The 2551-nt window shown below is 75.1% G+C and carries 3 protein-coding genes; 1 reads left to right on the top strand and 2 read right to left on the bottom strand.

Annotated elements, in window-relative coordinates:
• Both HMPREF3099_RS06670 and HMPREF3099_RS06675 read right to left on the bottom strand, forming a co-directional pair.
• Positions 1-925: UvrD-helicase domain-containing protein (locus HMPREF3099_RS06670; protein WP_168168469.1), on the bottom strand; the 925-nt coding region annotated here is incomplete at its 3' end.
• A gap of 47 nt (positions 926-972) precedes the next feature.
• Positions 973-2214 (bottom strand): ThiF family adenylyltransferase, encoded by a 1242-nt coding sequence (locus tag HMPREF3099_RS06675; RefSeq protein WP_083323575.1) that lies wholly within the window; start codon positions 2212-2214, stop codon positions 973-975.
• Positions 2215-2301: 87 nt separating this feature from the next.
• Between HMPREF3099_RS06675 and HMPREF3099_RS06680 the strand changes: the two genes are divergently transcribed.
• Entirely contained in the window at positions 2302-2529 is a 228-nt protein-coding gene (locus HMPREF3099_RS06680) for a DUF3107 domain-containing protein (RefSeq protein ID WP_070705273.1), read from the top strand.
• Positions 2530-2551: the final 22 nt, after the last annotated feature.

Genomic DNA, 2551 nt, shown 5'->3' on the forward strand with positions numbered 1-2551 from the left:
CCCCGATGCGGGCGGTCACCCGGTCGGCCACGGCGCGCAGCACCGGCCCGTGCCGGACCGAACGCCCCAGCACCTCCGGCTCCGGGTCACCCGCCCACTCCACGAAGGCCCCCGGGCGGGCACCCCGGAAGCCCTGCACGGCGGCGTCCGGGTCGCCCACCAGCACCCACCGCGCGTCCGGCGCCCGTACGGCCAGGGCGTCCAGCAGCGCCTGCGTCCCGGCCGTGAGCTCCTGCGCGTCGTCCACGAGCACCAGCCGCAGCGGCTCGGCCACCACCTGCGCCAGCGCGTCGTCCACCACCAGCAGGTCCGCGGCGGCGGCCACCACCCACGCCGCGTCCACCGCCTGGTGGTCGGCGAGCGCCGTGACCTGCTCGTACTCCCGCATCAGGCCCGCCGCGGCGCGCCACAACCCCGACGTGCCGCACTCCCCCTGCTGGTCGTCCAGCGCGGCGAGCTCCCCGGCGGTGACCCCGTGCTCCACCGCACGCATGAACAGGTCCCGCACCTGGTCGCGGAAGCCCTGCGTGCCCACCGCCGCCCGCACCTCCTCGGGCCAGCCTGCGGCGGCGAAGGCCGCGTCGTCACCGGCCACGCCGGCCAGCAGGTCGGCCAGCACCGCGTCCTGGTCGGCGCCCGTGAGCAGGCTCGGCGGCTCGGCCCCGGTGAGCCGCGCGTGGTGGCTGAGCACGGAGAACCCGAAGGCCTGGTGCGAGTAGACGGGCATGCCAGTGGCACCCCGCTGCCAGCGCTCCTCGAGCCGCTCGCGCAGCATCGATGCCGTGAGACGCGAGGGCGCCAGCACGAGCACCTCCGAGAGGTCTCCCCCGCCCTCGAGGTGGGCCAGGACCTCCTCGACCACCCGGGTGGAGCGGCCGGTGCCGGGGGCACCGAGCACGAGGTGGGCGCGGGGCGAGGGGGTCATGCCCCCATCGGACCACGGGCCACCGACAACCTCCGGCCCGGGCCGACTCACCAGACGGGCAGCTCGGGGTCGACCTCGCGCGCCCACTGCGTGAGGCCGCCGTCCAGGAGGAAGACCCCGCCGAAGCCCTGCGCGTGCAGCTGGCGCGCGGCCTCGGCCGAGCGGCGCCCGTTGCGGCAGTAGACCACCACGTTGTCGTGCGGCCCGAAGACCTCCTTGGCCTTCCCCTCGCGCACCTCGTCCAGCGACAGGTGGAAGGAGCCGTCCAGGGCCACCACCTCGCGCTCGTGCTCCCCGCGCACGTCGAGCAGCACGAAGGGCTCGAACTCCTCCCGGTTCTGCATCATCTGCTGGAGCGTCGAGGCGTCGAGCTCCGGCGGCTGCCACAGCTCGTCGGCCGGCGGCAGCGTGATGCCGCCGGTGTGCGCCCAAGCCCGCTCGCTGGAGGCCGCGGGACGGCACACGGGGCACTGCGGGTCGGCGGCGCGGCGGTCGTCCGTCCACTGCTGGGTGAGGGTGTCCACCTGCAGGATCCAGCCCAGCAGCGGCTCGCCGAGAGCCAGCAGCAGCTTGAGCGCCTCGGTGGCCATGACCATGCCCACCTGGCCGGTCACCGGGCCGAACACGCCGGACTCGGTGAACGACAGCGCCGAGGAGCTCGGCGGCTCGATGTCCGGGGTGCACTCCGAGCAGGGCCCGTGCGGCGCCCACCAGGTGGCCACTCGCCCGCTGAACTGCTCGACGGCGCCCCACACGTGGGGCACGGCCAGCTCCGCCGCGGTGCGGGCGATGACGCGGCGCGCCTCGGGCGTGTCGGTGCAGTCGACGATGACGTCGTAGCGCTCCAGCAGCCCCAGGGCGTTCTCCGCCGTGACGTAGCCGTCCACCATCCGCACGTCCACCCGGTCGTTGATGCGGTGCACACCCGCGGCGGCCGCCTCCACCTTCGGCCGTCCCACCCACTCGGCGCCGAAGATGGGCTTGCGCTGGAGGTTGGAGAGCTCCACCGGGTCCACGTCCACCACGAGCAGCTCCCCCACGCCGGCCCCGGCGAGGTACTCCAGCACCGGGGAGGCCAAGCCACCCAGACCCACCACGGCCACCCGGGCGGCCGACCAGCGGCGCTGCCCCACCATGCCGATGCCGGGGGTGGCGATGTTGCGGGCGTAGCGCTGCACCGTGGCGCGGTCGAACTCGGGGGCCATGTCGGCCAGGGGGGTGCCGGGGCCGGCCATCCGCCGCTCGGGCGGGGTCGACGGGGCGGTCTGGTCGGGGGCGACGGTGGACATGGCCTCCACCCTAGGCGTCAGGGCGCCGGAGCACACGACATACGCTGGGGCAGGACCCATCCCCCGAGGTGAAGACGAGGTTTGAGCATGGACATCCGCATCGGCATCCGCGAGGTCGCCCGCGAGGTCACGATCGACGTCGACCAGCCCGCCGCCGAGGTGCGCGCAGCCGTGCAGGCCGCCCTCGAGGGCAGCACCCCGGTGCTGGAGCTCACCGACGCCCAGGGCCGCTCCGTGATGGTGCCCAGCGCCCAAATCGGCTACGTGGACCTCGGCAGCGAGGACCGTGGCCGCGTGGGCTTCGGCACCGCCTGAGCCCCCACCGCCCGACGCCGCG

Origin of the sequence: Kytococcus sp. HMSC28H12 (assembly GCF_001816045.1) — a bacterium.
Taxonomy (GTDB): domain Bacteria; phylum Actinomycetota; class Actinomycetes; order Actinomycetales; family Dermatophilaceae; genus Kytococcus; species Kytococcus schroeteri.

Bases quoted from the DNA above. Each gene is read 5' to 3' on its own strand.
- HMPREF3099_RS06675 (WP_083323575.1), bottom strand. From the start codon at position 2,214: ATGTCCACCGTCGCCCCCGACCAGACCGCCCCGTCGACCCCGCCCGAG.
- HMPREF3099_RS06680 (WP_070705273.1), top strand. From the start codon at position 2,302: ATGGACATCCGCATCGGCATCCGCGAGGTCGCCCGCGAGGTCACGATC.